The organism is Microcoleus sp. Pol1C5, from assembly GCF_036701115.1.
Taxonomy (GTDB): domain Bacteria; phylum Cyanobacteriota; class Cyanobacteriia; order Cyanobacteriales; family Microcoleaceae; genus Microcoleus.
The window spans coordinates 1-4568 of sequence record NZ_JAUBQE010000098.1 but is presented as its reverse complement, the minus strand read 5'-3'; the positions used below and the strand labels follow the sequence as shown (position 1 = coordinate 4568).

Below are 4568 nucleotides of genomic sequence, written 5' to 3'. Positions count from 1 at the left end.
GGCAAACAAAACTTCTGGCCGCACTGGAATAAAGCGAAACTCGATCGCGAAACCTTGATAAACGCGATCGCCAATTCGACCAACGCCGAGGGCAAGCCGTGCAAGTGGACGGGGGTGAGTTTAGTTAGCGGGCCGCTGTCTGGAGGAATTATGGCAGTAGATTTTGACGGTCCTCTGGCGCTGCAAAAATATAAAGAACTCAGCGGCGGACAGTTGCCGCCAACGACGAAGCGGTGGACATCAGGCAGGGAGGGACATTTTCAAATACTGCTGTCGGTGGGGCCCGAAAAGTGGGAAGGGCTGAAGCAGCAAAAAATTGAGCTAGAGAACGGGGAAAAGTTGGAGCTTCGCTGGAACCAGTGCTCAACGCTTCCCCCCTCGATCCATCCGGGGACGGGTAAGCCCTACTTTTGGAAAAACTCTGGGGAAATTGCAGAGGCTCCAGAATTTATTCTCGAACTGATGCGGGAAGTGTCACCATCGGTAGAGTTGCCGAAAAAGTCACTCGAAAAAAACTCTATATATATAGATATCGAGAAAAATCTAGTTGAGGTTTTAGAGTCCGACATTTTACCCAGAATCGACGCAGGGGATTTTTACGGCAGCTACATTCCAAACTTGAAACGCAGCGGCACCAATCTAAAAGGTCTTTGCCCTTTCCACGAGGAGAAAACGGGCAGCTTTACGATCGACCCTGACACCAACCTTTTTAAATGTTTCGGCTGCGGTGTCGGCGGCGGACCTGTTCAGTTCCTCCACCAAATAAAAGGCGGCAGCGGTTCCCCGACCGGGAAAGATTTCGCCGAGGTAGTGCGCGAACTCGCGGGTAAAGTTGGCGTACAGATACTTGATCGCAAAACTCCTGCCCAAAATTTAAAATCCAATACCCAAAATTCCAATATTTTGAAGCACCCGGCGGCTGCGAACTATGCCGAACCTTCGCCCGTAGATGCTGAGGAAATTATCGATCGCGTCGATAAACTGCTGGGCGAAGATCTGTCGCCGACAAACGAAATTATTAAGGCAACTGCGGCGGCCAAGCAAATTGGCTTATCTCCTAAAGACGTGCGGGAACTGCTGGCAGTGCGGCAGGCAGAACAAGATTTAGACTGGGCCCTGATCGAGTCTCGGGAAAATTTCCAGCGCCTCTATCAAATAGAAAAAACCTTAATCAACCTGCACGAGTATTTCCCGCGCACTCTTGCTACTGCACTGCTTTCTAAAGCCGAGAGCGATCGCGTAGATCCAGTTCGCATTCTCCAAACCTTGTTACCCGTTATTGGGGCAACATTGGGCAGCCGGGTTGCTATCGAAGTGAAGAAGGGCGCGCGGCCTAAAGATTCGTGGTTGGAATATCCTATTTTCTATTGCGCCGATGTCGGTCCCCCCAGTAGCGGAAAGTCGGCAACTCAGAAAACTTTGCTGGAATTTTTACAGGAAATGCAGGACGCCGAGCTAGAAAGATTAAACCAAGCGCTGATTGAATTAACTCAGTTAGAGGACGCTTGGAAGGTTATGGCGAAAGAGGAGAAGGCTGAAAAAGTTGATAGCGACGAAAATCCTGCCATTTATCACGAGAAGTATTGCAAGCCTAAAAAATGGCTGTTTGACGAAGCATCTGCCCAAGCACTAACCAAACGCATTGCCGATCAAGAGCCTCACCACGGCTGCCTGCTGATAAACGATGAACTGTCGGGAGTATTTGACAAGCTCGATCAGTTTACTGGCGGGAAGGGCGGGCAGCGTCAATTTTTACTCAACGCCTGGAACGGGCCGCTTCGCGGAGGTGTTGACCGCGTGGATTTACAGGCTTCTTATTTTTTTAGGTCGCAGACTTTAAACCTCACCGGCACCATTCAACCAGAAGTCGCCCGCAGAGTGTTTAACACTGCTACAGACCCCGACGGGATGGTTTCACGATTTCTGCCGACAGTTGCCTCTCTTCCTGATGATTTTGATAAATGGTCAGACGTTCAAGTAAACGTCTATGACACCATGAGAGGGACGATCGAGAAGTTGCAACGATACTCGGAAACCTTGCTAACGCTTCCCCCCGAAACTAAAAAGGTCTATGTAAGTTATTGGGAACAGTTAAAGAGACTTTACCGAAAAAATCTTTACGACAACCCCGGTTATGCCTACTGGCTTGGCAAGCAAAACAGTTACGTTGCCCGGTTTGCGATCGTGCTGCACTGCCTGGAAAATCTCAACGCAGCAGAACTGCCGACGCGGGTAACTCCCGAAACGATGCACAAAGCCGTCCGGCTCTCTCAGTTTTACTGTTCTCAATTCCTGCTGCTCCAATCTAAAAGTGCTCAGCAACAGCCGCTAGAAGGTTTGCTGCTGGATATCCTCAAATTTATCCAGCAGTCGGGCGGTCAAATTTCTACCCGCGATTTGTGCCGATCGAGATTTCAAAGAATCCCGGTTGAAGGTAAAAAACTTACGACTTCGACAGCCGCAAAACTTTTGAGAGAAATTGCCGCCGCAGGTTTTGGAAGTTTTGAGGAAATCCGAAACAAGAAAATTTTTACTCTTAACGGGCAACTGTCATCAACTGTCATCAACTGTCATCAAGTTGATGACAGTTCTAAACCCAGTAACAGCAAGGCTTTGACTGAGAACTGTCATCAAATGACAAAAGTATATGTCTCAGAAAATTTTGACTCTCGCGCGGAAAACTTTTCTGCGGCCCTTATTGACGAGTCTGATTTACAACCCGTAACAAATTCTAAAAATTTAGAAGATATACAGTTTTGTCATTTGATGACAGTTGAAGCTGAAACCCCCGCTCCGCAACGAATAGAGGTTGATGACAGTTTGATGACAGTTGATGACAGTGATGACAGTTCAGCGCTTAACGAGAATGAAACTGAACTTTTAGAATATCTGCACAAAGCTCTTTCGGAAGAAAGTGCTTATTTTGCAAAACAGGTTCAGGGAATTCTCAAAGAAGTTTGTGCCGTCGGTGCCGCCGATCGCAAAAAAGTTTGGGGAACCCTCACCGACGCCGAACAAAAAAAAATCACAAAATTGTTAGCTGTGGAAATTCCGGCAGAGGTCGGGCACGTTATCGAATCGATCCAGATACTTACGGGAAGTTCTGACGATCCGAGCGAGATCGATCACCTGTACCGGGTTTACTCGCCAGAACTGATCGACCGGGCAGCAGAATTTTTGGGAACCGAGGACAAGGCTAAATTTTCGGACTGGATGGCAGAAAGAAATTTAGCTCAAGATTTATCGGCGGCATTTTGCGAACCGCGCCGGCTCCGGGAAATTGCGGCAGAGTTTTCGCCGGAGATGGTGGAAAGGGCGATCGCGAGAATTGATAAGGGCGATCGGGATATGGCAGATGAGATTAGAGATTTGCTGGTTTAGCAGGAGTTGTAAAAAAATGAGTGATAAATTACGCGCATTGTACGAACAGGGAAAAACCATTCACCAGTTAGCTGATTTTTTTGAGGTTAGCCCCACTTGTATATATAACCGCCTCAAGAAAGCTGATACACCTATGCGAATTGTTGGTCACGCACATCTTTCAACGAGTGGCGCACGGGACGCACGACGGGCGCAAATTGGTCAAATGAAAGCTCAAGGTATGAATAACAACCAGATAGCAAAGATTGTTGGCGTGTCTCGTTCAACAGTTCGCAGTTACTTGAGGACGCTGAACAAAAGTTTATAGATTTATAGCCTGTGAGAGGAAACGTTTAAACCCTCGGTAAAGATTTTAGACGCGGAAGTTTTGGAATAATTTAGGAGGCATTATGGACAAAAAAATTGAAATTAGACTAAAGGATTCAGAAATTCCAAAAAACGTAAAAGTGGCTACTACCACAGTTGGGATTCCTGTTGAGCAATGCCTGCAAAGCGTATGTTCGGACTTGAAATGGTGTTACCTTTGTAAAAAAAATATACATCGAGACCTTTTTGGCAATAATGCGGGCAACAAGACAGATGGAAAAAACTCTCGGTGTAATAATTGTGACAAAGGCACTCAACATTATTATGACGTTCAATTTCGGAGGGATGGAGATAAAAAACAAGCTCGAAAGCTTGTAAACAATGCAGTCAAGCGAGGTATTTTGCCTCACGCTCGATTTATATCATGTAACGACTGTGGACACGTTGGAAACGATCGAGTACATGAATACGATCATTATCTTGGTTATGCGGCTATCAATCATTTAGATGTTCAAGCTGTTTGTGCTTCCTGTCATCATAAGCGCACTTGGCAGCGACGGAAACAGCTACAAGGACCTTTGGTTACGGTCAAAGAAGCTATCGAAATGCTTCAAAAATGCAGCAATCCCGATACTCAAGTAAGGATTCATTTTGAGGAAGCTAAAAACGACAACATTTGACGCCGCCCGGGCAATTTTGGAAAATGCACGCAGTGCGATCGCGCTGGCAATTATATAATTGAAGCGGCTCCGAAATCTGCGCTGCATACTACCCGCAAATTAGGAGCCACCCTTTGATGTCGCCAGGCGTTGAGCACTTCCTGAACCTGTGATGTCGCCAGGCGTTGAGCACTTCCTGAACCTGTGATGCCGTTAGGCGTT

At 46.9% G+C, this 4568-nt stretch carries 3 protein-coding genes; all 3 read left to right on the top strand.

Features of this window, described 5'->3' with window-relative positions; all coding sequences use genetic code 11:
* Window positions 1-3381 (top strand): DUF3987 domain-containing protein (locus QUA23_RS29830; RefSeq protein ID WP_333079519.1); only part of this gene is annotated, 3381 nt, incomplete at its 5' end.
* A gap of 16 nt (window positions 3382-3397) precedes the next feature.
* Entirely contained in the window at window positions 3398-3688 is a 291-nt protein-coding gene (locus QUA23_RS29825) for a helix-turn-helix domain-containing protein (RefSeq protein WP_333079518.1), read from the top strand.
* A gap of 82 nt (window positions 3689-3770) precedes the next feature.
* Window positions 3771-4367, top strand: a complete 597-nt coding sequence (locus tag QUA23_RS29820; RefSeq protein WP_333079517.1) for a hypothetical protein — start codon at window positions 3771-3773, stop codon at window positions 4365-4367.
* Window positions 4368-4568 lie beyond the last annotated feature (201 nt).

What these genes read in the sequence shown, in the direction of transcription:
- QUA23_RS29825 (WP_333079518.1), top strand. Translation starts at nt 3,398, where the DNA reads ATGAGTGATAAATTACGCGCATTGTACGAACAGGGAAAAACCATTCAC.
- QUA23_RS29820 (WP_333079517.1), top strand. Translation starts at nt 3,771, where the DNA reads ATGGACAAAAAAATTGAAATTAGACTAAAGGATTCAGAAATTCCAAAA.